Genomic DNA, 26,225 nt, shown 5'->3' with positions numbered 1-26,225 from the left:
TAAAAATTAAAAATGAACCAAAAGAAAATACTCTTAATAGATGATGAACTGGATATTTTAGAGATCCTGTCTTATAATTTAGAAAAGGAAGGTTACGATATCTCCACTGCTACCAATGGTAATGAGGGGATTGAGAAGGCCAAACAAATCGTTCCGGATCTTATCTTATTAGATGTAATGATGCCGGAAAAAGACGGGATCGAAACTTGTCAGGAACTTCGTAAAATAAAAGAACTTCACAAAACACTAATTGTTTTCCTTTCTGCAAGAAGCGAAGAGTTTTCTCAGTTAGCAGGTTTTCAGGCAGGAGCGAATGATTACATTGTAAAATTGATCAAACCGAAAATTCTTATTTCTAAAGTTAATGCTTTATTACAATTAACTTCTCAGGTTTCTGATAATGCTAAATTAATTGAGATTGGTGATTTAATTATTGATAAAGACAACTTCAGAGTATCAAAAGCCGGACAGCAGTTTTTACTTCCGAAAAAAGAATTCGATCTTCTTTATCTTTTAGCTTCAAATACAGAAAAAGTATTTAAAAGAGAAGAGATTCTGGAGAAAGTTTGGGGGAACGATGTTATCGTTGGAGAAAGAACAATCGACGTTCACATCAGAAGATTAAGAGAAAAACTGGGAATTAATACCATTCAGACTCTAAAAGGGATTGGGTATAAGCTGATCGTTTTATAGCTTAAAAAACCTAACTTTACATAAACCAATAAAAACTTTGTAAAATTGAAATTTTACAGACTTACCCTCGTCGCATCATGTCTGTTGACATTGGTGATGTTCCTTCTAGTAATCGTTTTTGATTCACTAAAGGATATCTATTACAAAACCCCATTCTTTAAAATTGGACTTTTTATATGTCTCATTGTTATTTTTATCATTAATTATTTGGTGTTAGAACTATTGTTTAATTATTATGGTAAAAAACAGGTGCGCGGGCTTTCTTTGCTTTTACCGCAGGAGATCGTTCATGACAACGATGAAAATATTACCATTAAAGAACTTGGAGAAAGATTTTCAGATCTTAATCAGCAAAAAGTTACCGAACTTGATATGATGAAAGAAATGGAAAGCTACCGTAAAGAATACATCGGAAACGTTTCTCATGAGCTTAAAACTCCGTTATTTTCTATTCAGGGATATGTGGAGACATTAAGAGATGGCGGGGTTGATAATCTTACGATTCGGGACAAATATTTGGAAAGAATTGATATTTCGGTGGAAAGATTAATTGCCATTGTTACAGATTTGGATATGATCAACAGGCTTGAAGCCGGAGAAATTAACCTTAATGTCTCAAGATTTGATGTTAATTTATTAATTAAAGAAATTTTCGATTTACTAGATCTCGAAGCTGAAAAACATAATACAACATTACAGATCCAGACCTTACATCCTCAGATCTTTGTGGATGCCGATAAACAGAAGATTTCGCAAGTTTTTATCAATTTAGTTTCTAATGCTATCCATTACGCGAACAGACAGGAAGCAAAAGTTGTCGTAAAGACAAGCGTTCTGAAAAATAAAGTTTTGATAGAGGTCATCGATAATGGAATGGGAATAAAATCAGAAGTTTTATCAAGAATTTTCGAGAGATTTTATCGTGTAGAAACCAGCAGAAGTAGAAGAGAAGGTGGTTCAGGATTAGGATTGGCCATCGTAAAGCATATCCTTGAAGCTCATAACGAAAACATTACGGTAGAGAGTGTCTATCTCGAAGGCACGAAGTTCAGTTTTATGCTTGAGAAAAGTAAATAATTTCTGCAAAATGTAAGAAAAAAAAATATTTTAAAAAATTCACAAATATTTTTTTGTCACATCTCATTTATTATATATTTGCAACAGAAATTAATCATAATAACAAAGGCAAAAAAGTAATTTATAAAACTGATATGGTTTACAAAATCCGCGTAATATTAGATGCAAAAGAAGATATTTTCCGTGATATCGAAGTTAAAGGAAAACAGACGCTATGGAACTTACACTTAGGAATTAAAAGTGCTTTCAGCCTTCAGGGCGAGGAGCTTTCAACTTTTAATTTATTGGAAGAAGACGGTACGATCGTAAAAAGTGTTCCGTTAGAAGATATGAGTGATGACGGTGATGGCGAGATTATGTCGGATGTATACATTGATGAGGCGTTTGAAAGTGCTGGTAACAAGGCACAGTTCCAATACGGGCTTCTTGATCTTTGGGAATTCTTCTGTGAGCTTGTTGAGGTGATCGATGAGACAAAAGGAGTAAATTATCCGATCACAGTTTACAGATTTGGAAACGTTCCGTTGAAAGCGCCGAGCAAAAATGGAAGTGGAGGATCTAAAAAGAAATCTGCGATGCCATTAATAGAAGATGATTTTGCTTTCGAGGATGACTTTGCGGGCGGAACCAGTTTTGTGGATGAAGATGACGACAACTTTGATGATGAGGAAGAAGAAAACTACGATGACGATGTTTTCGAAGATGAAGATGACAACGAAGACGAGAGATAATACTTAAAAATATACAGCCCTGAATGAAGATTCGGGGCTTTTTTGTCTTAAAAACTAAGTATTTTATTAATTACTTATTTTCAGAAGCTATTTCACGCTATCCACTCATACTCCTCACGCCATCACCCTCCAACACCTCAACCCTCAACCCTCCAACCCTTGTTGCGGGGTAACCGTTACTATCGTGGCTAGAGTACTTGCCGTTCTTTTCAAACATTCCCGTCATTGCGAGGAGCGTAGCGACGAAGCAATCTCAAAACATAAAAATAACATACACTTTGTCATTCTGAAAGAGTCTCAACAGAGAGTAAAGTAAAAAAAGTTAATAAATTTACTGAGATTGATTCGTCGCTACGCTCCTCGCAATGACATTTAGAAAAAAACTTTGCTCTCTTTGTGTTAAAAAAAATAAAATTCATTCATTTAGGTTTCCATTTCACTAAAAAAATTCACTTGGAAAGCAAAATTCACCATTAACAATTCACCTACTTACATCTCGATTCGTTATTTTTGTTAAAACTTCATTAATGAAAAAATTATTTTTACTCGCTGTAATTGGTCTGGGAATTGTTTCCTGTACCACTCAAAATTTAAATAAAAACACTATGGATTTGCCGAAAGAATGGAAACACTCTACTAATATTTACGAAGTCAACGTAAGACAATATACCAAAGAAGGAACCTTTAAAGCATTCGAAAAAGAAATGCCGCGCCTGAAATCAATGGGAGTAAAGACACTTTGGTTCATGCCGATCACTCCAATTGCTCAGGAAAAGAAAAAAGGAAGTTTGGGAAGTCCGTACGCGGCATCAGATTATACATCCATTAATCCCGAATTTGGAACGCTTAATGATTTCAAACATATGGTGAATGAAGCTCACAGATTGGGATTCAAAGTCATCATCGATTGGGTAGCAAATCATACAGGTTGGGATCATGTCTGGACAAAAACACATCCTGAATTCTATTTAAAAGATCCGGATGGGAAATTCCACATCGCCTCCGGAATGGATGATATTATCGAATTAGATTATAAAAATCCGGAAATGCGCAAAGCAATGATTGATGCCATGAAATTTTGGGTGAAAGAAACCAATATTGATGGTTTCAGATGTGATTTGGCTTCTTGGGTAGAAGTAGATTTCTGGCAACAGGCTCGCCCTGAAGTTGAAACTGTAAAGCCGCTTTTCTGGTTAGGGGAATTTGATGAATTGGAAACTCCCGAATATGGAAAAGTTTTTGACGCAAGCTATTCTTGGTCTTGGATGCACAAATCTGCTGATTATTACAATAAAAATCAGCCTTTGCAGGATTTAAAAGATCTATTAATAAAATATTCAAATATTGGAGATTCATCTATGAGAGCCTGGTTTACCACAAACCACGATGAGAATTCATGGAACGGAACAGAATATGAAAAGTATGGAGTAATTACAAAACCAATGGCCGTATTTTCTGCAACATGGAACGGAGTTCCATTATTATATTCCGGACAGGAGCTTCCCAATATGAAACGGCTGGAGTTCTTCGAAAAGGATGTTATAAAATGGACAAATACTTATCAGCTCTCAGGTTTTTATAAAACGTTGTTAAGTTTAAAATCATCAAATCCTGCGTTAAGAGGTGGCGATTCAAATGTTGGAACTCATCTTTTAAACACGACAGCAAACGATAAGATCTTAGCCTACATCAGAAAAAATGGAAAAGATGAGGTATTGGTTGTTTTAAATATGTCAAAAGAACCTGTAAATTTCAGTATTCAGGATGAAAATCTTTCAGGAAACTTTAAAAATGTTTTTGACGGAACAAAAAGAGACTTCAACAACGGAAAAGATTTCAATTTCAAGGTTTCAGATTACGCTGTCTTTGAAAAATAAATTAAAATATTAGTCAAAAAGTAATAAGATGAATAAAGCGGACAATCCATGTCCGCTTTTTTATTTTATTCAAATCAAAAAATTACAAGGCCTGTAATTTTACATTATCAACAACCCAAAGTTCTGTTGCAGCATTGTTTCTTACACCAATTCTTACTTTCAATTGGCTTGAATTCGGAATTCCTGTTACAGATAATTTTGTAATCGCCTGCGCACCTGTAAGTGTAATTCCTGAGCCTGTTGCGGTGCTGGATGATGCTACTGTGATTCCCGATGCAGAATAAGTATTTGTTCCTGCTCCGCTTCCTGAAAATGCCCATCTGGTATTGCTTCCTGTTGAAGAATTTCCTCCTGTTAAAGTCAGTTTTGTATTGTAATTGGCACCCCCATCAGTACTTACTTCTATCGTTACAATATCACTATTTTCAACACCGTTACCCGTACTTCCAATAGAAAATGCAGCAACATCCAAACTTAATGTGATATTACTTGTGTAAGTAGATGCATCAATAGTATTGAATTCTATATAAGAATTCGTTCCGCTACTGGTATTGTTAGAGTATCCGAAGCCTCTGGTTCCATCAGAAAATAAGCTTGATGAAGCAGGAGCATCTCCTGTTACTGTAGAGCCGGAGGTAAAATTAAAGCTTGAAGGCGCGAATCCTGTAGTGGTATAATTTACAGAATCGCCGGTTTCAAAACTTTGTGTAAAAATAGTTCCCGTTAATAATGAACCACCGCCTGCGCTTCCTTCAAAACCTAAATTTTGCCATTTGGTTCCGTCCCAACCTAAGAATTTCTTTTGGTCTTTATCAAAAACGATGAGTCCTTCACTTGCTGAACCGGAAAGACTTGTAACAGCTGTCGAAGTCAATCTGGGAACGATAAGTCCTTTATTATCAGATTGTACATCAAGAGCAGAAGAGATGTGTGGATTTGATGTGTTTATTCCAACCTGTGCGAAAAATGTAGCATACATTAAAGTAAATGTAAGAATAGATAATTGTTTTTTCATGACGTTTTTTTTATTTAGTCGGCAAATATATATATTATAATTTTTCGTCATGTTAATTGTATATAAATTATTAATTAAGTATAATGTTTGATTATAATTAATTTATTTTATTTAATTAATGAATAAATTTAAATTTTGGAAAGAGATTTTGTGTTATTCCAATTATGGTGAAAAATTATCTTTTCATAGTGATATTATGTTGACAAATTAAAAAGATAAAAAAACCGATTTTTTAATGAAAATAAATACATTTGTTTGATGTCAAAATATGAAAATGGATAAATCTAAAATATTGGAGATCATAAAATCAAAGATCTCGGAAAAAATTCAAAATCTTGAAACCCTTATTACTGAAACCAGAGCGTCAAGCAACGATACTAAAAGTTCAATGGGGGATAAATATGAAACAGGAAGAGAAATGTTGCAACAGGAAATCAATAATCTTCAAAGACAGCTGAATGAAGTTTTAATTCAGCAAGCTATTATTCAGAAAATAAATGTAGAACTATCTTCGAAAGTTCAAAATGGAGCTTTGGTAAAAACGGATAAGGGATTATTTTATATCTCTGTATCACTAGGAGAAATTGTTATTGATAATAAAAAAATTATGACCGTTTCTGCAGAATCACCATTAGTGAAAGCAATGTATGGTAAGAAAGTCGGAGAAACATTTGCTATAAATAATATTCACCAGAAGATTGATAATATTTGGTAATCTAAATTTAAATTAACATTTCTCTTTAAAAAATTAAGAAAACTTTATTGCTTACTTTTGAAGCATTAGTGATTTTCGTCGTAACTTAGACATAAATATTTAATAAAAAATCATATAAAATTTTATCAATATGGGAATTTTAGATAATAAAGTGGCTTTAGTTACAGGAGCAGGTTCAGGAATCGGGTTGGCTATTGCTCTTACATATGCAAAAGAGGGTGCGAAAGTTATTGTTTCAGACATCAATGAAGAACACGGAAAAGAGGCTGTAGAACAGATAAAATCGGCAGGAGGAGATGCTTCTTTTGTAAAAGCAGACACATCAAACCCCACAGAAGTTGAGGCTTTAGTAAATGCGACCGCAGAAATATATGGAAGATTGGATATTGCCTGCAACAATGCAGGAATTGGTGGTGAACCGGCGCTTACAGGAGATTACAGTCTCGATAACTGGAGAAAAGTTTTAAGTGTAAACTTAGACGGAGTTTTCTACGGTTGTAAATACGCAATCCAGCAAATGGAGAAAAACGGAGGTGGAGTTATCGTTAATATTGCCTCAATTCACGGGACAGTTGCAGCACCGCTATCATCAGCTTATACGACAGCAAAGCACGCAGTTGTTGGATTAACAAAAAATATAGGAGCAGAATACGGACAGAAGGGAATTCGTTGTAATTCTGTAGGCCCTGCTTATATAGATACACCGTTGCTGGAAAGCGCAAGTGGAGATATGAAAGAAGCTTTGATTGCAAAACATCCAATGGGAAGATTAGGAAAACCACAGGAAGTTGCAGAATTGGTGTTATTTTTAAGCTCTGAAAAATCTTCATTCATGACAGGAGGGTATTATCTTGTGGATGGTGGATACACAGCGATTTAAATAAAATTCATTCTAAATAATATATAGCATCTATGAGAATAGATGCTTTTTTTATGACCTATGATAACAAAAAATCGCTTATATTTTTCTAAATTTGAACCATCAAAACTAGCCCTTACAATGCAAAATTACTTAGACCTTTTACAACATATTTTAGACAATGGAACCGATAAAACCGATAGAACAGGCACCGGAACAAGAAGTGTTTTCGGATATCAGTTGAGATATGATCTGTCGAAAGGTTTTCCTTTGGTAACAACTAAAAAAGTGCATTTGAAGTCCATTATTTATGAACTTCTTTGGTTCTTGAAAGGAGATACAAATGTTAAATATTTAAATGATAACGGAGTAAGCATTTGGGACGAATGGGCAAATGAAAACGGTGATCTCGGTCCTGTTTACGGAGCTCAATGGAGAAGCTGGAACGGTGCCGACGGAAAAATTGTAGACCAGATTACCGAAGTTATCGACCAGATTAAAAAAAATCCCGATTCCAGAAGATTGATCGTTTCTGCTTGGAATGTTGCCGAGATCCCGAATATGGCTCTGGCGCCTTGCCACGCTTTGTTTCAGTTTTATGTAGCAGACGGAAAATTATCGCTTCAACTGTATCAGAGAAGTGCCGATGTTTTCTTGGGAGTTCCTTTTAATATTGCAAGTTATGCATTGTTATTAATGATGGTTGCGCAGGTTTGTGATCTTGAAGTTGGTGATTATGTTCACAGTTTTGGAGACGTTCATATCTATAACAATCATTTTGAGCAGGTAAACAGACAGCTTTCAAGAGAAACAAGACCACTTCCGATCATGAAATTGAATCCGGAAATTAAAAATATTTTTGATTTTAATTTTGAAGACTTTACATTAGAAAACTATGATCCGCATCCTGGAATTAAAGCACCTGTTGCGATTTAATTAAAAATAAAATATAAATTAAAGTGAAGCCTGAAAACTTCACTTTTTTTGTAACTTTCAAAGCAAATTTTACACTTATCAAATATGAAATATCTAAAAATTAATATTGAAGAAAATGCAGATGCAGAAAAACTGAAAGAACTTTTATTTCAGGTAAAAGGAGTCGACTCAATAGAGATCATTGATGATGAAAACCCGGAAAGCGAACTGAAAAAGGCTTTCAACAAAACGAAAGAACAGTTTAAAAAAGGAGATTATGAAACTGTAGTCAATGATATTTTTGATATTTTAACAAAAAATAATTCTAAAAATAAATAATTAATAAATAAAGATGAAAAAGGCCATTTTATCGATTGCTATATTGGGTGGAATTTTCTTTTCCGTAAATGTATCGGCACAGACCGAAACTTCAGGCAGAGAAAAAGTGTACAGAGCGACTCATACAAAAGTAACAGAACTTAAACACACCAAATTAAAAGTAAATTTCGATTATCAGAAGGAACAAATGAATGGGGAAGAATGGTTAACGGCTTCACCTTATTTTTATCCTACCAACGAATTGACTCTTGATGCAAAAGGAATGTTGATTCATGAGGTAGCTTTAGATATCAATGGAAAAAAATCTCCTTTAAAATATGACTATAAGGATGATGTTTTAAAGATAAATTTAGATAAGACCTATCAGAAAAACCAGGATTATACGGTTTACATTAAATATACTTCTCGCCCGAATGAGGTGAAACAAGAGGGAAGTGCGGCGATTAATGATGCAAAAGGATTGTATTTCATAAATGCACAGGGTAAAGATCCCGATATGCCAACTCAGATCTGGACGCAGGGAGAAACAGAATCTTCTTCTGCTTGGTTCCCAACAATCGATAAACCGAATCAAAAGTCTACTCAGGAAATTTACATGACGGTTCCTGATAAATATGTCACACTTTCGAACGGGATAATGAAAGATTCTCAAAAAGAATCTAACGGATTAAGAACCGACCATTGGGTGATGGATAAGAGACATTCAACTTACCTTTTCTTCATGGGAGTGGGTGAGTATGCGATCGTTAAAGATAAATGGAAAAATATTCCTGTAGATTATTATATTGAAAAGGAATACGAACCGTATGCAAAACAGATCTACGGAAATACTCCCGAAATGATCGAGTTTTTCTCTAAAAAAATGGGCTACGATTATCCTTGGGCAAAATATGCACAGATTTCAGGAAGAGATTATGTAAGTGGAGCGATGGAAAACACCACAGCAACACTTCATGGAAGTGATATTTTGCAAAAACCGGGACAGTTAATAGATGAAAATACTTGGGAAGATACCATTGCTCACGAATTATTTCACCATTGGTTTGGAGATCTAGTGACTGCAGAAAGCTGGAGTAACCTTACGGTAAATGAATCTTTTGCTAATTATTCCGAATACCTTTGGAATGAATACAAATACGGAAAAGATCAGGCAGATTATCACCAATTGGAAGATGTCAGCAGATATATTCACAATCCTTCTGATTTCAAGAAAAATTTGGTGAGATTTAATTATGAATCTCGTGAAGATGTTTTCGATTTGGTGACTTATCAAAAAGGTGGCGGAATTCTTCATATGCTGAGAAACTATCTTGGTGACGATGCCTTCTTCGCAGGAATGAATGATTATTTAAAAACTAATGAATATCAAAATGCAGAAGCTCATCAACTAAGATTATCATTCGAAAAAGTTTCAGGAAAAGATCTGAACTGGTTCTTTAATCAGTGGTATTTCGGAAGCGGAAACCCTAAATTGAACTATTCTTCTACGTTTGAACCTGTTAAAAAACAAGTTACGGTAACCATCAACCAAACTCAGGATCAGCCTTTTGAATTTCCTTTGGCGATTGATGTTTACGACAACGGTAAACCAAAAAGATACAATGTTTGGGTAAATGCTGAAGCGAAAAATACATTTAATTTTGATGTTTCAAAAACGCCGGATTTAATTAATATCAATGCAGATGGCGTTTTATTGGCAGATATTACGGATACAAAAACTCCTGAGCAATACTTAATGCAGTTCACAAATTCAAAAGAATTCAAAAACAGATATGCTGCTTTGAACGGGATTAAAGATCAGGTTGGAAAAAATCCTGCCGCAACAAAATTATTGGCTGCGGGGATTAAAGATCCATATTTCAGAGTGAGAATGAAAGCGTTGGAATTAATGGATTTAACTAATCCTGAACAAATGAAAGCTTTAGGATCTGATGTTGAAAAAATAGCATCAAATGATCCGAAAACCTTAACTCAGGCTGCTGCTATTGCTGCTTTGGCGAAAACTAAGGATAAAAAATACCTTCCGATTTTTGAAAAAGGTGTGAATGCTGTTTCTAATGCAGTGAGAGGAAACTCGCTGGGAGCTATTTCGGCAATTGACCCGTCAAGAATGGCTTCTTTGGCTGATAAAATTGATTTAAGCGGAGCTTCAGAAGATCTGTTGACGCAAATGTTGCCTATAGTTGTTAAAAATAAAGTGACTTCTCAAATGGCTAATATTGCTCCGATTGCGGCATTTTATCCATTCGTCAAATTCCAAAATCCGGAATTGGGAAAATCTGCAGAAGAAGGATTTAATTGGATCATGAGTTCAGATAATTTAAAAGCAACTGAAAGTATTACTAAAATGATAGGTCATGCAAAAAGCCAGATGGGAGATAATCCGCAGGCAAAAATGATGGTTTCTCAGATACTGAAAGATGGTTTGAGCAAAAAAATGGAATTGTTAAAACAAAATCCTCAAAAAGCATCAAGTATCAATCCTCAAATTGATGCTCTGAATAAAGCAATCGAAGATTTTAAATAGTAAAAACAAAATATAAGTTTTTAAAGCATCTCATTTTGGGATGCTTTTTTAGTTTAATTTGTAATTAATGATAAAAAATAGGTGAATACCAACTGTTTTTTTGAATTATCTTTTATAATTTAGTATTAAAATTACAGAATTATGACTTTTGGAATCGAGGCAGCCAGCTATTATGTACCGTCTTTATATTTGGAAATTAAAGATTTAGCAGAAAAAAGAGGAATTGAACCCGCAAAACTTGAAAAGGGATTAGGGCTACATAAAATGGGATTTCCGGATGTTCATGAAGATGCAGCTACCTTCGCAGCAGAAGCTTTATTAAAATTGATAAAAGATTATACGATTAATCCAAAAGATATTGCCAGAATTTATTTGGGAACAGAAAGTGCTTTGGACGCAGCGAAACCAACGGCTTCTTACGCAATGCAAATGGTAGAAAAAGTGTTGGAAAGTGAATTTGGAGAAAGGTGCTTCCGAAACTGTGATGTTGTGGATATGACTTTTGCCTGCGTTGGAGCAGTTGATGCTTTACATAATTCTCTTGATTTTGTGAGAGTAAATCCGGATAAAAAAGCAATCGTCATCGCCAGTGATTATGCAAAATACGAATTGGCTTCTTCAGGCGAATATACGCAAGGCGGTGGTGCGGTTTCTTTATTGATTTCATCAAAACCTGATTTGTTGGAAATTGAAAATAATTGGGGTGTCGCTACGGAAAGCGTTTTTGACTTTTTTAAACCAAGACGTCATTTCAATAAGTCAGATTTAGCAAATGCTCCAGAAAATTTTCCTGAAAAAATTGAGATTTTTACAGATGAACCTGTTTTTGACGGACAGTATTCAAACCAATGTTATCAGGACAGAATAAGAGAAGCCTATAATCATTATAAAGAAATTACAGGAAAAGATAAGCCTTATGAAAATTGGAAATATCTGATTTTTCATCTTCCTTATGCTTTCCACGGGAAAAGAGTTTTCACTGAGATTTACAGTCTGGAAAACGGACTATCATATGAAACTCCGGATGAACAAAAAGCGGTGGCAAAGTCTGAAGGCTATTTGAAATTTATTAATGATAAAATAGAGAAATCACAGAGAGCATCTTCCGAGATTGGAAATATGTATACTGCTTCTATTTTTATGGCGTTACTTTCTGCGTTACAGACTTCTTTTAATGAAAATGAAGAACTGAAAGGTTCTGAAATTGGATTTTTAGGATACGGAAGTGGTTCAAAATCTAAAGTTTTTGCCGGAAAAGTTTCTGATAATTGGAAAGCTGTAGTTTCGAAATGGGATCTGTTTGAAGGTTTAAAAAACAGAAAAGTTATCGACTTTGAAACTTATGAAAAGCTACACAGAAAGCAATTAGAAGGATCTGTTAACCAAAATTATAAAGGATTTGGATTGCAATCTGTGGAATTAGAAAGTCCTGTTTTAATAGGAGCAAGGTATTACACATATCAAAAGTAATTTTTTTACCATATCTAAAAAAACATCTCAGCTGAGATGTTTTTTTATGTTCTTTACTTATCAGTTGGAATAGGAATAAAGGTTAACTTTATTTTTTTAGTAATAATGTTTGTATTTAACAAATTTTATTATCCAATTGTTAAAAATAATATGATAGTGTGTGATTTTGTTGAAATTAAAATAATTTCAATTAAAATGTTTTAGTGATAATATTTTAACGATTTATTGAGTTTATAGTTATTAAAATTTGAAATAAATATTTATTTAAGTGAATTTAATTCTTATTAATTGTTTGTTGTTCAGTGTTTTACATTTTTGATATGTTAATGTTTATTAACATATTTGTTTTTCAAAAATTAAAATTTTGTTAAATATGAATGTAAAACTACGAGTATTAAGTGCTGGCGTTTTGTTTTTTTTAGGACAAGCGGCTTTTGCACAGACAACTAAGAAGGATTCTACTAAAGAAGCGCAGATTGAAGAAGTTGTTGTAATTGGTTATCAGAAAAAAAGTAAGGATGAAGTAACTTCTGCAGTAACAAGTGTTTCCGGAGAGTCTCTTTCTAAATTTTCTCCTACTACAATGGGGACAAATGCACTCCAAGGTAAGGCGGCAGGTGTTGATATTTCAGCAGTTAATGGAAGACCAGGCTCAGGTTCTAAAATTAGCATAAGAGGACTTTCAAATTTGACAACGTCTTCAAATTCTGCAGATGGTGTATTAGCTTCTGGGAATCCTCTATTTGTGATTGATGGCTTTGTATTGGGCGCTGATGCAAGAGCTCAGGAGGTATTTAATTCTATTAACCCTAACGATTATGAAAGCATCTCTGTTTTAAAAGATGCTGCTGCTGCTGCAATATATGGCTCTCAAGGTGGTAATGGTGTTATTGTACTTACCACTAAAAAAGGAAAACAAGGCAAACCGGTAATTACTTTTAGCAGTAAGCAAGGGTTTTCGAATAAAATTAAAGATATCAATTTTAGAATGATGAATTCTCAAGAGAAGATTTCTTACGAAAAAGCTTTGGCTAATTTAGGAGCTTCTGCCTATTATAATTGGCCAGATATGGATGAAGAAAAATTATATTTATCACAAGATCATGATTGGCAAAAAGATATACTAAGAACATCATATATAGAATCTTATCAGGCAGGAATCAGGGGCGGAAATGAGAAGTCAAAATATAACGCCTCTTTAGGCTATGATTCAGATAATGGAATTGTAAGGAACATACATGCTTATAAAAGATACACAGGAAGAATAGGTTTTGAGGCAACACCTACAGATAGATTTAGCATGGGATCTTCAGTTGGAATTAATTACTCAGTTAATCAGGAAATAAGAGACAGGAATAACACACAAAATCCTTTTAGGGCGATGTATGATTATAATCCATACGAACCTGTTTTTAATGCAGACGGTTCTTATAATCCTACCTTTCAAGGATTTCCTATTTTAGATGGATTAAAGAATAATCCTGAATCACAATCTAATTTATTTTTAGATGCCAATATTTATTTGCAATATAAAATTATTGAAGGTCTTACGTTTAAAACTCAATTAGGAGGTTATTTTAATAATTACAGAAGAACATCCAAGACACTTAGAGGGTCTTTCCTAGATAATATTTTAGGTATTAATGGGTCTGTCACACAACAAAATCAAAATAGATTCAGATATACCACATCCAATACAATTAATTATGTAAAGGCTTTTGGAAAACATAATTTTGATTTGTTAGGGTTAATAGAATATGCAGAGTATAAAAATGATTTAATTACTTCTGTGGGAAGGAATTTTTCTTCACCATCTTTAAGTGAATTGTCTAATACAGCTATTCCTTTCCAAGTATCTGGCTTTAATCAACTATACAGAACATTTTCTACCGGAGGATTTTTGACATATGATTATGATAAGAAGTATATTTTTACAGCTTCCATAAGACAGGATGCAGATTCCAGATTTGGTAAAAACAATGTATATTCAGAACCGTTTTGGTCATTAAGTGCTGCGTGGAATCTTACCAATGAGGAGTTCCTTAAAAATAATACTTTTTTGAATACACTAAAGTTAAGAGCATCCATGGGACTTAGAGGATATAATAATATTGATTTAAACCTTAATAATATTTTACTAGGTGGAAATATTTATGGTACTAATCCAACTATTTCTCCTAACCAATTTTATGGTAACCCTGATCTTAAATGGGAGGTTACAAAATCTCAAAATTATGGAGCAGAGTTTGCTGTTCTAAAAAATAGAATTAAGGGAACTTTAGATTATTTTATCGATGTAAAGAAAGATTTTATATTACAAATCCCTAATTATAGTTCTGAAGGAGGTGCATACTCTACGGTTATAAATGCAGGGAGACTTACAAACAAAGGATTGGAAGTGAGTCTTAATATAGATGTATTAAAGTCTTCTAATGGCTTTAACTGGTCGTTAAGAATGAATAATTCTTTTATGAGTTATAAGTTGAATAAAATAAGAGATAATGAAGCTGAGAGAATACAAGGGATTAATATTCTAAGAGAAGGATATGAGCCATTTTCGTTCTTTTTGGTTAGAAGTGCTGGCGTAAACCCAAATAATGGAAATGAGCAATATTATACAAAGGATGGAGCTATTACAGAAATATACAATTCTAACGATGCAGTTATGATTGAAGGGAAGTCTCCACTACCTAAAATGTTTGGAGGATTTGGTACATCTTTATCATATAAAGGTTTTGATTTGAATGCAGACTTTACATTTAAATCGGGTAATTATACCTATAACTATATGGCTTTAAATATGCTAAATCATACTAATGGTAATGATTCAAATATGAGAAGTGATGCAGCTAATTATTGGACTGCACCTGGTCAAACAAATGTTTTACCAAGACCTAATAATGCTTCAAATGCTCCAGGAGGAATACAGGGGTTGCAGGCATCAGACAGGTTTTTGCAAGATGCATCATTTATTAGATTTAGAAATTTAAGTGTAGGGTATACATTCAGCAAAAAAATATTTACTGACTTACCGGTAAACAAAATACGACTTTCTTTAACAGGGCAAAATCTTGCGACTTGGACCAAGTTTGAAGGAGATCCTGAGGTTTCTGTAGGTTCTGGCGAAAGTCAAACCGGGGCAAATCAGACTTTCATAAGTGGTGCTTATGCTTTGTACAGTTATCCTGCTGTAAAAACATTTTTATTCGGAATAGATTTAGAATTTTAAAATTAAAAAAACAATGAAAAATATTTTTAAGACATTGGCATTAGCATCAGTTTTTTTTGTGGCATATAGTTGCGATGAGGAAAGATTCGATGTACAGCCTAATCATTTAGATTCCCCAGAGTCTATTTTCAACAATGAGAAAAACTATAGATTGGTTGTTGATGGAGCTTATGATGCGTTTAAAAGTCCTACTTATTATAGTGGCGATACCGGAAGTTCGATAATCTTAGGAGATATTTTGGCGGATAACTTAATCATAAATCCTCAGGGAAGGGGAACTAACAGATCTGCTTATGAATGGTCATATACACAACAAGACGGATCTGTTACATCATTATATGCATCTGCTTATTTTGTAATTTCAAGAGCTAATATTGTATTAGATAACTTAAATAAAGTTCCTTATACAGATTATATGAAGAACATAGAGGCCGAAGCTAAGGCAATAAGAGCCATTGCACATTTTGATTTGGCAAGGGCTTATGCTAAAATTCCTACTCAAAGTGCTGATGCGCCAAATTCTTTAGGAATTGCATATGTGACAACTTTTGATCCGGCAGCAAAGCCTTCAAGAGATGCTACGGTGTCAATTACTTATGATAAAATTATTGCTGATTTGCAAGATGCTTTGTCTAAAATTAACCCGGATAATGGAGGTGTTGGACGCCTGAATAAAACTTCGGTACTAGGATATTTATCTAAAGTTTATTTGTATAAAGGAGATTATGCGAAGTCTATTGAATATGGCGAGTTGGCTATTGCTGCTGCTTCATCAGTAGGAGCTATTGAAAATTTTGTGAATACATGGAGAGATGCTAGTGATGATGGAGAATTATTTACAATACTAAATGCAAATACAGCACAGGATAATGTAAGTATAGGTGTAGCTTATAATCAAAATTCTGGAGGAATAAGATCTGAGTCTAATGTAAGCTATGATTTGTTTACGAGTTATACACCAGCTCCAGCTACACCTGTTATGACAGATATAAGAAAAACAGCATATGTTTTGACTGCAAATTTTGGTTCAATACCCTATAATAATGTAATTAAATATAGAACTAGAAGTGGTTCTACGGTTGCTGGGGTAGTAGACATTAAAATGTTAAGAATGGCAGATGTGTATCTTACAGTTGCTGAGTCTTATATGAAATCTTCTACGCCAAATCAAGTTAGAGCTTTACAGCTTTTGAATACTTTAAGAACTCAAAGATATACTAATTATGTACCAGGTCCTGAAACAGGAACGAGTTTATTGAATGCGGTTTATTATGAAAGAAGATTAGAGCTAGCTTTTGAAAATGATAGGTTCTGGACTTTGAAGAGATTAGGTCTACCTGTAGTAAGATCTAACTTTGGTTCTGGAGCTACGGGTGGAGGTACTGATGTTCCAACAGGAGCTACAAAAACTTTATCTGCTACAAGTCATAGATTTGTGTTGCCGATTCCACAAGATGCAATTAATCTAAATCCTAATATAGTTCAAAACCCCGGATACTAATTACACATAATGTTAAATAACATAAGCCCTGCACATGCAGGGCTTTTTTATTCAAAATATAACCTTATCCTGATAACTTTTTGGAGTTACACCCACCAATTGCTTAAACACTCTTGTAAAATAATTTGTGTCTGAAAAGCCAGTCTGATAAGCTGTTTCTTTGATGCTATTTTGACTTGCCAATAATTCTTTGGCTCTGTTTATTCTTTCCTGTAAAATAAATTCATTCGGAGAGGTTCCCAATTCATCTTTAAACATTTTAAAAAAGTTGGATTTGCTTACATAAGCCAACTTAGCAATGCTGTCGATCGACAATTTCTGATGTAGATTTTTTTTAATATAATCGACTGCAAAACCAATTCTTGATTTATTTTTAGCAATATTTCTTTCAACCATACTTCTCGCTTGGGTTTGCATCAATCTTATCAATAGTTCTTTCAAAGCAAAATCTGCCATGATGTCTTTTTGAGAATTATCATCCATCGCAATTCTCATGATGTTGTTGGTAGCGGAAGTAAGAGATTTATTATTAAAAAGAAAATATTCATCAAGTTGAATATTCCATTGTGACGTTTCATCAACTTTTGGAAGGTGATAATTTAAATAATTCAAAGAATCTTCAATAAAATCTGGATTAAGACTTAAAGAAATGCACTGTGAAGGCGTTTCATCGGCTTCGGGGAAATCAATGACCATCGTTTCTCCGGGGGCAACCAAAATACTTTCTCCCGGAAAATAATCGAAATAACTCGTTTTATTATCCAGTTTCATATGTTTTTTACCTCGAAGCATGGCGGTAAAAGCAATGTTTTCAAAATGGAGTTTTACATTAAAAGCGGTCTTGTGAGTTTCATAGATACTAAATTCACAATTGTTTAGATTGAATTTCGTTTGATTTTCAATTAAGTTTAAAAGCTGATTTTCCGTCTTTAATTCAGGAGTGTTTAATAAAAATTTATTATCATTCATTTCTAAACATTTTTTATTGCCTCTTCTATCAAATATAGAAATTAAATTGCTATGCAGTTGTTAATAAAACTATAAAATTAACCCTCTGCACTATTTTGATATTTTTTTGTAGGATTATGCTATACGTTTGTGCTGGGTAAGTGTAATTTGGTTGAACAGAAAAATTAAAATTATACTAATATGAGCACTACCACAGAACAAAAATCAGACACAACTTTACAGTGGCCTGAATTCAAAAGCAAATACGATAATTACATTGACGGAAAATTTACAGCTCCTGTCAATGGTGAATATTTTGATGTAGTTTCTCCGATTGACGGAAAAAAATTCACTCAGGCTGCACATTCATCTAAAGAAGATCTAGAATTGGCTGTAAATGCGGCAGAAAAAGCATTCCAAACTTGGAAAGATACTTCTTCAACGCAAAGAAGCATTATTTTAAACAAAATTGCCGACAGGATTGAGCAAAATCTTGAATATTTAGCTACGGTTGAAACCATTGATAACGGTAAAGCGGTGAGAGAAACTTTGGCAGCAGATTTACCTTTAGCGATCGATCATTTTAGATATTTTGCTTCGGTGATCAGAGCAGATGAAGGCTCTCATAACGAACTGGATAAAGATACCGTTTCATTGATCGTTCACGAACCACTTGGAGTAATTGCCCAAATCATTCCATGGAATTTTCCTTTATTAATGGCAATTTGGAAGCTTGCTCCGGCTTTGGCGGCAGGAAATTGTGTAGTCTTGAAACCGGCAGAAAGTACACCGATTTCCATCATGGTTTTAATGGAAGTCATTGGAGATTTATTACCTAATGGGGTTGTAAATATCGTTAACGGTTTCGGAGCAGAATTGGGAAGAGCGTTGGTTACCAATCCAAAAGTAAACAAAGCAGCATTTACCGGTTCTACGGCAACGGGTCGTTTGGTAATGCAGTATGCGACAGAAAATATCATTCCTGTAACATTAGAATTGGGTGGAAAATCTCCAAACGTTTTCTTCAGTTCAGTGATGGATGCAGATGATGCGTTTTTAGATAAAGCCATCGAAGGCGCAGTTCTTTTCGCTCTAAATCAAGGTGAAATATGTACTTGTCCGTCAAGATTATTGGTTCAGGAAGACATTGCAGATGCATTTATTGCAAAAGTAATCGAAAGAGTAAAAGCCATCAAAGTAGGAAATCCTCTTGATAAAACGGTGATGATGGGAGCTCAGGCGTCTCAGATTCAAAAAGATAAAATTCTTTCTTACATCAAATTAGGAAAAGAAGAAGGCGCAGAAGTTCTTGTCGGAGGTGAAGTCAACAATGTCGGAGAAGGTCTTGAAAATGGATATTACATTCAGCCAACAATTTTCAAAGGAAACAATAGAATGAGAATTTTCCAGGAAGAAATTTTTGGACCTGTCTTAGCGTTTACTACTTTCAAAGATGAAGAAGAAGGTATCAAAATCGCAAACGATACGATTTATGGACTTGGAGCTGGTGTTTGGACGAGAGATGCACATCAGTTATACAATGTTCCTCGCCAGATCCAGGCGGGTAGAGTTTGGGTAAACCAATATCACTCTTACCCTGCAGGAGCACCTTTCGGAGGGTATAAGCAGTCAGGAATCGGTCGCGAAAACCACAAAATGATGTTGGATCACTACCGTCAGACCAAAAACATGTTGATTTCTTACAACAAAAATAAATTAGGTTTCTTTTAATTTTAAATATTAGGGCGTGCCCGTTTGCCTCAGCTTAGTCTGGGGCAAAACGGTCGGGCTATCCAGGGCTCCACTTCGTTTCGGTGCTCCGCTTCGCTCCGAACCGGCTCATTCTTCGCCGCCCTTCCTATCCCTCACGCAAAAAGTACGTTTATTTTCACTTATTTGGAAATTTCCGGATGAGCAGGATATCTTATGAGACTTGTCAAGGTTCAAAAATCTTGACAAAGTTCAAAATACCCTTAACGAATCTTAAATCCAAGGATTTTAAAAATATAAATAGAAAAAATTGTAAGGTAAAAATCTTTGTGACCTTAGTTAAGTGAAACACCTTTGCGAGCTTAAAAATATACAGATTAGCTAGAAAAAAAACTTTGCGCTCTTTGCGTTAAAATAAAATCATCAATTTAAATTAAACAAACTAAAAACTAACTCAAAAAAACCAGAATATGATCCCAAAAACAATGAAAGCCGCAGTCGTTCAAGGTTACGGACAACCGCTACAAATCCAAGAAGTTCCTGTAAAAGTTCCTGGAAGATATGAAGTCTTAGTAAAAGTAATTGCCTGTGGAGTTTGCCACACAGATTTACACGCTGTAGACGGTGACTGGCCCGCAAAACCCAAAATGCCATTGATTCCCGGACATGAAGGAGTCGGAATTGTAGTCGCATGCGGTCCCGAAGCATACGTGAAAGAAGGCGATGCAGTGGGAGTTCCGTGGTTATATTCCGCTTGTGGATGCTGCGATTATTGTATTACAGGCTGGGAAACATTATGTCATGCTCAGAAGAATGGAGGTTATAGCGTTGATGGAGGTTTCGCGGAGTATGTAATTGCAGATTCAAGATATGTTGGACATTTAAAATCGGATGTCAACTTTTTAGAAATAGCTCCGATTCTTTGCGCTGGAGTAACGGTTTATAAAGGCTTAAAAGAGACAGAAACAAAACCAGGCGAATGGGTTGCCATTTCAGGAATTGGAGGATTGGGACATGTTGCCGTACAGTATGCAAAAGCAATGGGAATGCATGTTGCAGCGATCGATGTTTCGGATGATAAATTAGAATTAGCAAAAAAATTAGGAGCAGATTTAGTGGTCAATGCAAAAAACACAGATCCTGGAGAATATTTACATAAGGAAGTCGGTGGAATGCACGGCGCATTGATCACAGCTGTCTCTCCAATAGCTTTCAAACAGGGAATCGATGTTCTGAGAAGGAAAGGAACAATTGCCTTAAACGGACTTCCTCCCGGTTCTTTTGAGTTACCAATTTTTGAAACGGTACTGAAAAGAATTACAATAAGAGGTTCAATCGTTGGAACAAGAAAAGATCTTCAGGAAGCATTGGATTTTGCCAACGAAGGATTGGTGAAAGCAACTGTTACAGCTGCAAAATTAGAAGATATCAACGAAGTTTTCGATAAAATGAAAGCGGGACAAATTGAAGGCAGAATTGTTCTCGACATTGCCGGAAGTGCAAATTAAATTATATTGAGTTTAAGCAGTCCGGTAGAGTTTTTCTCCGGACTTTTCTTTAACTTTAATTAATTCAATAAAATCAAAAAAAATGGAAACAAAAATATCCAGAGTATCAGTCACAGAAAAAGCAGTAGAAGTAATCTGGGAGTTAGAAAGAAAATATGGCGAACTCATGTTCTATCAAGCTGGAGGATGTTGTGAAGGAACCCAACCACAATGCTTTGAAAAAGGTGGATTCTTCCCACGAATGAACGATGCTATGATAGGAACCATCAACGGTCACGAATTCTGGATCGATCGCGATTTATTTGAATACTGGAAATATTCCCATTTTACATTGGATGTTACAGACGGCTTCGGACCAGGCGGATTTTCTCTTGAAACACCTTTAGGGAAAACGTTTAAAGTAGAGTATAAGCTTTTCACGCCTGAAGAATTCGAAAACTTAGAACCTGTAAAGCGTAGTGAATAATTATTAAAATATTATTAAAAAATCTGCTCAATCACCAAAATCTGCGAAACAAAAAATCCGTGTAAATTATTGAAAATCTGTGGTTAAAAAATCTCCCGCATATTAACAAATAAAGCAGATATTTAAGTTCAAAATTATTTATAGAAATTCGTGAAAAATATTCATGTAATTTGTGTTTTAAAAAAAAATCAGGTCTTCACGAACCGATTCACAAACATCGAAGCTACAACTTGCCCAACCGCATTTAAAACCGTTGCCAAAGGATCAACCAATGTTCCAATGATCATCACAGCCGGAATAGCTTCCTGAGGTAATTTATAGACAGAAATCATCAGCATTTCTCCAATATACCCACCATTTGGAATTCCTCCTGCAACGATACTTACAAAAACGGTAATTCCTAGAGCTAAAAGTAGATTCATCGGATCAAAAAAATCTCTTCCGATAATTAAGAAGGCAACATAAATTTTAATAATTGAAGACATTGAAGAACCATTTTTATGTAAAGTTGTCCCAATCGGAATGACAAGATTCGCAATAGAACTCGGAACTCCAATTTTTGATGCTGCCTGTAAATTGGCGGGCATTGTCGCGAAACTACTGCAAGTACTCAAAGCGGTAAGAGTTGGATAAATTGCATTTTTCCAGAAACTTTTCACCCCATTCTGTCCATTCGCCATAAAAGCATACAGTGAAAAAAATACTAAGAAATAAACAATTCCTGCAATATAATAAAGACCCAAAGGTTTAGCGTAAAATCCGAAAAGTTGAGGCCCTAAAGTTGCGACCTGATAAGCAAAATAAGCTCCCAAACCAATCGGTGCTACTTTCATAATCAATAAAAGTAATTCCTTCATTACTTCATATCCTGATGCAATAAAAGATCTGAAAGCCTGTCCTTTTTCTCCCGCTTTTCTAGCTGCAAAACCTGTCATGAAGGCAAAGATTAAAAGAGCCAGCATATTTTGTCTTGAAAAAAGCTGAGTAAATTCTCCAACGGTAAAGAAACCAACAATTCTGTTTCCCCAACTGTCGCTATTAGCTGCTTCTTCCACAATTTCCTTACTTCCAGAAACTCCGGAAACGGGAAATAAATAAACAACACAGATGGTGAAAATTGCTGCTGTTATAATAAAAAACAGAAAGGTAAAAACCATTGTCAGCATGATTTTTCCAAATTTCGATTGCTGTTCCAAAGAAGCAATAGAATTGGAAACTGCAAAAAATACCAAGGGAACAACACTTACAAAAAGAAGATTCAGGAAAATATCTCCCAAAGGTTTTATATAATCAACAAAAGTTGGAGCTACGATTCCGATAATGCTTCCGACAGTTATTCCGAGTAGTAAAAGTATAATTCCTGAGTAGTTTTTAAATACTTCTTTCATGCAGGTTTTTTATCAAAGATAGTTTTATTTTTAACATTCCGATGTATTATTTTCAGGCATAAATTCGCTAAATTTGAGTAAATAATCGTTTTTATGGCTTATATAGATTACTATAAAATTTTAGGCGTAGATAAAAGCGCAACGCAGGATGATATTAAGAAAGCGTACCGAAAACAGGCAAGAAAACTCCATCCTGATCTCAATCCCAACGACAAAGAAGCTGAGAAAAAATTCAAAGAGCTGAACGAAGCCAATGAAGTTCTCAGTAATCCTGAAAATCGTACGAAGTATGATAAATACGGCGAAAACTGGAAACAAGGCGAAGAATATGAAAAAGCCCAGCAGCAACAACAAAGGCAACATCAAAGTCAGGGCGGAAATTACGGTGGTGGATTTTCTGGTGCTGATTTTGGCGAAGGTGAAGATTTTTCAGACTTTTTCCAAAGTATGTTTGGCGGAGAAGGAGGTGGATTTGGAAGAAGCTCACGCGGTAGTGCTTCAGGGAAATTTAAAGGGCAGGATGTTCATGCAGAATTGAATTTAAATCTAAAAGATGCTGCAACAACGCATCCTCAGACTTTTGATATTAATGGCAAAAAAGTAAGAATTACGATCCCTGCAGGTGTTTATGACGGACAGCAAATTAAATTAAAAGGTCATGGAAATCCAGGTCATAACGGAGGTCCAAGTGGAGATCTGTATATCACTTTCAATATCGTTCCCGATCCTAATTTTGAAAGGGTAGGAGATGATCTGAAAACAAAAGTGCCAATTGATCTGTACACCGCAGTTTTGGGAGGAGATGTAAAAGTAAATACGCTGGATGGAAGTGTCAACCTTAAAGTAAAACCTGAAACCCAAAGCGGACTCACTGTGAGACTGAAAGGAAAAGGTTTCCCCGTTTACAAAAAAGACGGACATTTCGGGGATCTTTTTGTGACTTATGAAGTAAAGTTACCAACAAATCTTACCGACAAGCAGAAAGAACTTTTTGAACAACTTAAAAATTCCTAAGCCATGAGTGAAAAAATATCGCGAGAAGAGCTCGTAAAAATATACAATATTGAGATCACTTTTTTTGATGAATTGGTAGATTCCGGTTTGTTGAGTATTCAGACTGAGAATGAAATTCGTTATGTGATGTATGAAGATCTTCCGGTTTTTGAAAAATTGACCAATTGGCATTATGATCTGGAAATCAATCTTCCCGGTTTGGAAGTGATTCATGATATGCTCAGAAAAATGGAGGATTTAAAACAAAAAAATCGTGAATTAATGAATAAACTTTCGGCTATAAGTGATAAATATGAAGATATTTGATTTAGTTTTGTAAACTTTTAAAGCAAATTAAATAATTCTAAGAAATGAACGGAGATAAAGTAATCAAGCTAAATGTAAACAGAAAGGATTTCGAAGAGATTTATTTCAGTGGTAATCAGGGAAGTTTATTTTTTTCGGCAACAACCAAAGGAAAAACGGTTACCACGATTGTTACAGGACTTATTTTATTGATTCTCTTTTGTTTTAAAGGTGATTTAAGCAAAGAAAAGTTTGGAATTTTATATTTCGTGAGCTTTTTGTTTCTGCTTTGTACGGTTTATCTTTCTTTAAGCATCAACAAAGTTTCGAGATGGAAAAAAGATGTGAATAAATATTTAAAATCATTGGAAGATTCCAAAATATATGAGATCAGATTTAATGATGAAATTTTTAATGTCAATCTTAATGGTCAGGAAGAATTGAGTAAATTGGAAGATTTTAAATATTTCGACGCAAATAATGAATTTATTTCTTTGGAAGGAAAATTCAATTATATGTTTCCACGAAAATCAATGAGTGAAAAAGATTACAGTATTTTGAAGCAAACACTTAAGAAAAATATCAAGGAATAAAAAAATCAGAGTAAAATTTACTCTGATTTTTGTTTTTTATCATGAAGATTGATTAATCCAACCAACCCATTTCTTTCATCCACTCGTCGTTGTAGACTTTTCCTACATATCTTGAACCGTGATCATGAAGTAACACCACAATCACATCATCTTTCGTGAACTGATCTTTCATCTGAATCAAAGAAGCAATCGCACTTCCCGCAGAATATCCACAGAAAATTCCTTCTTCTTTAGCCAGTTTTCTAGCATAGATCGCACCGTCTTTATCAGTTACTTTTTCAAAATGATCAATGATCGACATATCATAGTTTTCAGGAATGATATCTTCACCAATTCCTTCCGTGATGTACGTATAAGCGTGGTCATAATGAAGTTCACCCGTTTCGTGGAATTCCTTTAAAATAGAGCCATAGGTATCAACACCAATTATTTTAATATTAGGATTTTTCTCCTTGAAAAACATTCCACAACCTGTAACGGTACCTCCTGTTCCGGCTCCGGCTACAAAGTGAGTTAATTGTCCGTCAGTCTGTTCCCAGATTTCAGGAGCAGTAGACTCGTAATGAGCCGTTCTGTTGGATAAATTATCGTATTGATTAACGTACCATCCGTTTTCCGTTTCAGTTGCCAATCTCTTAGAAACTGAATAATAAGAACGAGGATCTGTAGGCTTAACGTCTGTAGGACAAACGATTACTTCAGCGCCTACGGCACGAAGAATATCACATTTTTCTTTTGACTGTTTTGAGTTGGTCACAAAAATACATTTGTAACCTTTGATGATCGCTGCAAGAGCCAATCCCATCCCGGTATTTCCGGAAGTCCCTTCAATAATGGTTCCGCCAGGTTTTAATCTTCCGTCTTTTTCTGCGTCTTCAATCATTTTCAGAGCCATTCTGTCTTTCACAGAATTGCCGGGATTGAAGGTTTCAACCTTTGCTAAAACCAATGCAGGAAAATCTTCACCCAAAACCTTATTAAGCTTTACAAGTGGCGTATTCCCGATAGTTTCAAGGATGTTTTTTGCGTATTTCATAAATGTTTTTTATATGCGGTGCAAAGATACAGCTTTCAAATAATTAACAATTATGATTTGAGTATTATTAATAAGTGAATGGTCATTAGTGAATTGTAAATTTAAAACCAAACCGGAAAAATTGACAATGAAATGAATTGCCTTTTCACCATTGACTATTTTTAGGAGCTATTTCCTGCTTTCCGCACTCGCTATTTTTTGGATTTCGGCGGCGGCTTTGCCGCCGCCGAAATCCAAAAAATGAGCTCAAACAAATGCTCCAATCAGGGCTAGGATATTCGTCGCCATCAGTACTTTGTCATTGCGAGGAGCGCAGCGACGAAGCAATC

General features: G+C 34.7%; 22 protein-coding genes. 18 read left to right on the top strand and 4 right to left on the bottom strand.

Annotated features, from left to right (window positions below):
- Positions 1-12: 12 nt before the first annotated feature.
- The 4 genes from EG348_RS01115 to EG348_RS01100 all read left to right on the top strand — a co-directional run bounded on the left by EG348_RS01115 (position 13) and on the right by EG348_RS01100 (position 4,378).
- On the top strand, positions 13-693 hold the full coding sequence (locus EG348_RS01115; RefSeq protein ID WP_066755995.1) for a response regulator transcription factor: 681 nt from the start codon (positions 13-15) through the stop codon (positions 691-693).
- 45 nt (positions 694-738) lie between these two features.
- Positions 739-1,770: a sensor histidine kinase gene (locus tag EG348_RS01110; protein ID WP_123979888.1), complete on the top strand. Its 1,032-nt coding sequence runs from the start codon at positions 739-741 to the stop codon at positions 1,768-1,770.
- 134 nt (positions 1,771-1,904) lie between these two features.
- The gene (locus EG348_RS01105) at positions 1,905-2,501 is read left to right on the top strand and encodes an IS1096 element passenger TnpR family protein (RefSeq protein ID WP_123979886.1); all 597 of its coding nucleotides are present in this window, start codon (positions 1,905-1,907) and stop codon (positions 2,499-2,501) included.
- A gap of 527 nt (positions 2,502-3,028) precedes the next feature.
- On the top strand, positions 3,029-4,378 hold the full coding sequence (locus EG348_RS01100; RefSeq protein ID WP_123979884.1) for an alpha-amylase family glycosyl hydrolase: 1,350 nt from the start codon (positions 3,029-3,031) through the stop codon (positions 4,376-4,378).
- An 82-nt stretch (positions 4,379-4,460) separates the two neighbouring features.
- On the opposite strand, the gene EG348_RS01095 is transcribed toward EG348_RS01100, so the two are convergent.
- Positions 4,461-5,393, bottom strand: coding sequence for a hypothetical protein (locus EG348_RS01095; protein ID WP_123979882.1), 933 nt, complete (start codon positions 5,391-5,393; stop codon positions 4,461-4,463).
- A gap of 268 nt (positions 5,394-5,661) precedes the next feature.
- Here EG348_RS01095 and EG348_RS01090 point away from each other — a divergent pair, with 268 nt between their 5' ends.
- The 8 genes from EG348_RS01090 (at position 5,662) to EG348_RS01055 (ending at position 16,948) form a co-directional block, all read left to right on the top strand.
- Entirely contained in the window at positions 5,662-6,108 is a 447-nt protein-coding gene (locus EG348_RS01090; RefSeq protein WP_228414813.1) for a GreA/GreB family elongation factor, read from the top strand.
- A gap of 130 nt (positions 6,109-6,238) precedes the next feature.
- Positions 6,239-6,988 carry an SDR family NAD(P)-dependent oxidoreductase gene (locus EG348_RS01085; protein WP_123979880.1) on the top strand — a complete coding sequence of 250 codons (750 nt, stop codon included), beginning with the start codon at positions 6,239-6,241 and terminating at the stop codon, positions 6,986-6,988.
- A 120-nt stretch (positions 6,989-7,108) separates the two neighbouring features.
- The gene (locus tag EG348_RS01080; protein WP_123979878.1) at positions 7,109-7,903 is read left to right on the top strand and encodes a thymidylate synthase; all 795 of its coding nucleotides are present in this window, start codon (positions 7,109-7,111) and stop codon (positions 7,901-7,903) included.
- Between the two features lie 84 nt (positions 7,904-7,987).
- Positions 7,988-8,221 (top strand): hypothetical protein, encoded by a 234-nt coding sequence (locus EG348_RS01075; RefSeq protein ID WP_123979876.1) that lies wholly within the window; start codon positions 7,988-7,990, stop codon positions 8,219-8,221.
- Positions 8,222-8,234: 13 nt separating this feature from the next.
- On the top strand, positions 8,235-10,748 hold the full coding sequence (locus EG348_RS01070) for a M1 family metallopeptidase (RefSeq protein WP_123979874.1): 2,514 nt from the start codon (positions 8,235-8,237) through the stop codon (positions 10,746-10,748).
- Positions 10,749-10,889: 141 nt separating this feature from the next.
- Positions 10,890-12,218, top strand: coding sequence for a hydroxymethylglutaryl-CoA synthase family protein (locus EG348_RS01065; RefSeq protein ID WP_123979872.1), 1,329 nt, complete (start codon positions 10,890-10,892; stop codon positions 12,216-12,218).
- 373 nt (positions 12,219-12,591) lie between these two features.
- Positions 12,592-15,447 carry a SusC/RagA family TonB-linked outer membrane protein gene (locus tag EG348_RS01060; RefSeq protein ID WP_123979870.1) on the top strand — a complete coding sequence of 952 codons (2,856 nt, stop codon included), beginning with the start codon at positions 12,592-12,594 and terminating at the stop codon, positions 15,445-15,447.
- A gap of 13 nt (positions 15,448-15,460) precedes the next feature.
- Positions 15,461-16,948: a RagB/SusD family nutrient uptake outer membrane protein gene (locus tag EG348_RS01055; RefSeq protein WP_123979868.1), complete on the top strand. Its 1,488-nt coding sequence runs from the start codon at positions 15,461-15,463 to the stop codon at positions 16,946-16,948.
- Positions 16,949-16,999: 51 nt separating this feature from the next.
- Here the strand turns inward: EG348_RS01055 and EG348_RS01050 are convergent, their stop codons facing one another.
- The gene (locus EG348_RS01050) at positions 17,000-17,917 is read right to left on the bottom strand and encodes an AraC family transcriptional regulator (protein ID WP_123979866.1); all 918 of its coding nucleotides are present in this window, start codon (positions 17,915-17,917) and stop codon (positions 17,000-17,002) included.
- Between the two features lie 180 nt (positions 17,918-18,097).
- Between EG348_RS01050 and EG348_RS01045 the strand changes: the two genes are divergently transcribed.
- The 3 genes from EG348_RS01045 (at position 18,098) to EG348_RS01035 (ending at position 21,580) form a co-directional block, all read left to right on the top strand.
- Complete coding sequence (locus EG348_RS01045) at positions 18,098-19,627, top strand: aldehyde dehydrogenase family protein (protein ID WP_123979864.1); 1,530 nt, start codon at positions 18,098-18,100, stop codon at positions 19,625-19,627.
- A gap of 449 nt (positions 19,628-20,076) precedes the next feature.
- Entirely contained in the window at positions 20,077-21,114 is a 1,038-nt protein-coding gene (adhP, locus tag EG348_RS01040) for an alcohol dehydrogenase AdhP (RefSeq protein ID WP_123979862.1), read from the top strand.
- A gap of 82 nt (positions 21,115-21,196) precedes the next feature.
- On the top strand, positions 21,197-21,580 hold the full coding sequence (locus tag EG348_RS01035; RefSeq protein WP_123979860.1) for a DUF779 domain-containing protein: 384 nt from the start codon (positions 21,197-21,199) through the stop codon (positions 21,578-21,580).
- A 188-nt stretch (positions 21,581-21,768) separates the two neighbouring features.
- Here the strand turns inward: EG348_RS01035 and EG348_RS01030 are convergent, their stop codons facing one another.
- Positions 21,769-22,968, bottom strand: a complete 1,200-nt coding sequence (locus EG348_RS01030) for a dicarboxylate/amino acid:cation symporter (protein ID WP_123979858.1) — start codon at positions 22,966-22,968, stop codon at positions 21,769-21,771.
- Positions 22,969-23,061: 93 nt separating this feature from the next.
- On the opposite strand from EG348_RS01030, the gene EG348_RS01025 reads away from it, so the two are divergent.
- The 3 genes from EG348_RS01025 to EG348_RS01015 are packed head-to-tail and all read left to right on the top strand — an operon-like array spanning position 23,062 to position 24,860.
- Positions 23,062-23,982 carry a DnaJ C-terminal domain-containing protein gene (locus EG348_RS01025; protein ID WP_123979856.1) on the top strand — a complete coding sequence of 307 codons (921 nt, stop codon included), beginning with the start codon at positions 23,062-23,064 and terminating at the stop codon, positions 23,980-23,982.
- Between the two features lie 3 nt (positions 23,983-23,985).
- On the top strand, positions 23,986-24,288 hold the full coding sequence (locus EG348_RS01020) for a chaperone modulator CbpM (RefSeq protein ID WP_123979854.1): 303 nt from the start codon (positions 23,986-23,988) through the stop codon (positions 24,286-24,288).
- A gap of 44 nt (positions 24,289-24,332) precedes the next feature.
- Positions 24,333-24,860: a hypothetical protein gene (locus EG348_RS01015; RefSeq protein WP_123979852.1), complete on the top strand. Its 528-nt coding sequence runs from the start codon at positions 24,333-24,335 to the stop codon at positions 24,858-24,860.
- 52 nt (positions 24,861-24,912) lie between these two features.
- Here EG348_RS01015 and EG348_RS01010 read toward each other — a convergent pair whose 3' ends face one another.
- A complete protein-coding gene (locus EG348_RS01010) occupies positions 24,913-25,896 on the bottom strand; it encodes a PLP-dependent cysteine synthase family protein (RefSeq protein ID WP_054513156.1) in 984 nt (327 codons plus the stop codon).
- Positions 25,897-26,225: the final 329 nt, after the last annotated feature.

Source organism: Chryseobacterium sp. G0201 (assembly GCF_003815655.1).
Lineage (GTDB): Bacteria > Bacteroidota > Bacteroidia > Flavobacteriales > Weeksellaceae > Chryseobacterium.
The sequence above is the reverse complement of the archived record's forward strand: the minus strand, read 5'-3'. Positions and strand labels throughout refer to the sequence as shown.

What these genes read in the sequence shown, in the direction of transcription:
- EG348_RS01115 (WP_066755995.1), top strand. Translation starts at nt 13, where the DNA reads ATGAACCAAAAGAAAATACTCTTAATAGATGATGAACTGGATATTTTA.
- EG348_RS01105 (WP_123979886.1), top strand. Translation starts at nt 1,905, where the DNA reads ATGGTTTACAAAATCCGCGTAATATTAGATGCAAAAGAAGATATTTTC.
- EG348_RS01100 (WP_123979884.1), top strand. Translation starts at nt 3,029, where the DNA reads ATGAAAAAATTATTTTTACTCGCTGTAATTGGTCTGGGAATTGTTTCC.
- EG348_RS01095 (WP_123979882.1), bottom strand. Translation starts at nt 5,393, where the DNA reads ATGAAAAAACAATTATCTATTCTTACATTTACTTTAATGTATGCTACA.
- EG348_RS01090 (WP_228414813.1), top strand. Translation starts at nt 5,662, where the DNA reads ATGAAAATGGATAAATCTAAAATATTGGAGATCATAAAATCAAAGATC.
- EG348_RS01085 (WP_123979880.1), top strand. Translation starts at nt 6,239, where the DNA reads ATGGGAATTTTAGATAATAAAGTGGCTTTAGTTACAGGAGCAGGTTCA.
- EG348_RS01080 (WP_123979878.1), top strand. Translation starts at nt 7,109, where the DNA reads ATGCAAAATTACTTAGACCTTTTACAACATATTTTAGACAATGGAACC.
- EG348_RS01075 (WP_123979876.1), top strand. Translation starts at nt 7,988, where the DNA reads ATGAAATATCTAAAAATTAATATTGAAGAAAATGCAGATGCAGAAAAA.
- EG348_RS01070 (WP_123979874.1), top strand. Translation starts at nt 8,235, where the DNA reads ATGAAAAAGGCCATTTTATCGATTGCTATATTGGGTGGAATTTTCTTT.
- EG348_RS01065 (WP_123979872.1), top strand. Translation starts at nt 10,890, where the DNA reads ATGACTTTTGGAATCGAGGCAGCCAGCTATTATGTACCGTCTTTATAT.
- EG348_RS01060 (WP_123979870.1), top strand. Translation starts at nt 12,592, where the DNA reads ATGAATGTAAAACTACGAGTATTAAGTGCTGGCGTTTTGTTTTTTTTA.
- EG348_RS01055 (WP_123979868.1), top strand. Translation starts at nt 15,461, where the DNA reads ATGAAAAATATTTTTAAGACATTGGCATTAGCATCAGTTTTTTTTGTG.
- EG348_RS01050 (WP_123979866.1), bottom strand. Translation starts at nt 17,917, where the DNA reads ATGAATGATAATAAATTTTTATTAAACACTCCTGAATTAAAGACGGAA.
- EG348_RS01045 (WP_123979864.1), top strand. Translation starts at nt 18,098, where the DNA reads ATGAGCACTACCACAGAACAAAAATCAGACACAACTTTACAGTGGCCT.
- adhP (WP_123979862.1), top strand. Translation starts at nt 20,077, where the DNA reads ATGATCCCAAAAACAATGAAAGCCGCAGTCGTTCAAGGTTACGGACAA.
- EG348_RS01035 (WP_123979860.1), top strand. Translation starts at nt 21,197, where the DNA reads ATGGAAACAAAAATATCCAGAGTATCAGTCACAGAAAAAGCAGTAGAA.
- EG348_RS01030 (WP_123979858.1), bottom strand. Translation starts at nt 22,968, where the DNA reads ATGAAAGAAGTATTTAAAAACTACTCAGGAATTATACTTTTACTACTC.
- EG348_RS01025 (WP_123979856.1), top strand. Translation starts at nt 23,062, where the DNA reads ATGGCTTATATAGATTACTATAAAATTTTAGGCGTAGATAAAAGCGCA.
- EG348_RS01020 (WP_123979854.1), top strand. Translation starts at nt 23,986, where the DNA reads ATGAGTGAAAAAATATCGCGAGAAGAGCTCGTAAAAATATACAATATT.
- EG348_RS01015 (WP_123979852.1), top strand. Translation starts at nt 24,333, where the DNA reads ATGAACGGAGATAAAGTAATCAAGCTAAATGTAAACAGAAAGGATTTC.
- EG348_RS01010 (WP_054513156.1), bottom strand. Translation starts at nt 25,896, where the DNA reads ATGAAATACGCAAAAAACATCCTTGAAACTATCGGGAATACGCCACTT.